The sequence below is a fragment of the Pseudomonas sp. EU05-FHT14B02 genome (genome assembly GCF_058791055.1).
On the sequence record NZ_JBYTDD010000074.1, the window covers coordinates 1 to 571 of the forward strand.

At 57.6% G+C, this 571-nt stretch carries 1 protein-coding gene; it reads right to left on the reverse strand.

The genetic code is table 11. From position 1 onward, the window contains the following. The coding region (locus tag AC3WTM_RS29540) for an IS4 family transposase (RefSeq protein ID WP_492587687.1) at window positions 1-571 on the reverse strand (571 nt) is incomplete at both ends.

A 571-nucleotide genomic window follows, 5' to 3' on the forward strand; every position in this document is an offset into this window, starting at 1 on the left:
TTGCCCATGTACACGCGGAAAAGCTCATTTCGCACGGGTAAACACCTGGGCAGTGACGGCTCATTTCGACCATCTGATAACGCAACAAGTTGTAGCCCAGCAACACACCCCACAGTTCCTGCTCGATCATCTCGGGTGTCTTGCTGCGCAGCGTATAGCTGCTGTTGAGCAACGTCTGTTTCATCTCCCGAAAGCCTAATTCGATCTCCCATCGCTGACTGTACAGGTCGACGATTTCATCGGATGGGAAGCGCAGCGGATCGGCCATCGAAGTCAGGATCTGACACACCTTGCCCTTGACGGTTTTGCTCAGCAATCGCGCGGTCAGGCGCTCCGGCAGCCCCGGCCATTGCTTGCGAGCCTGCGGCGAGGTGCTTAGCGAGACAACCGCGTCCTGGCGTCCCAAACGCTGAACCACTTCGTACTGCGCACCTTTGCGCAGCGGCATCAGCCAATGGCGCTCGGTGCCGGCTTGCTGCCACTGATGCAGCAAACCCAGGGAGTAAAAGCCGCGATCAAATAGCGTCAACGAGTGATCGGGCGTGGTTTCGATCAGTTGCTCCGCCAGTTT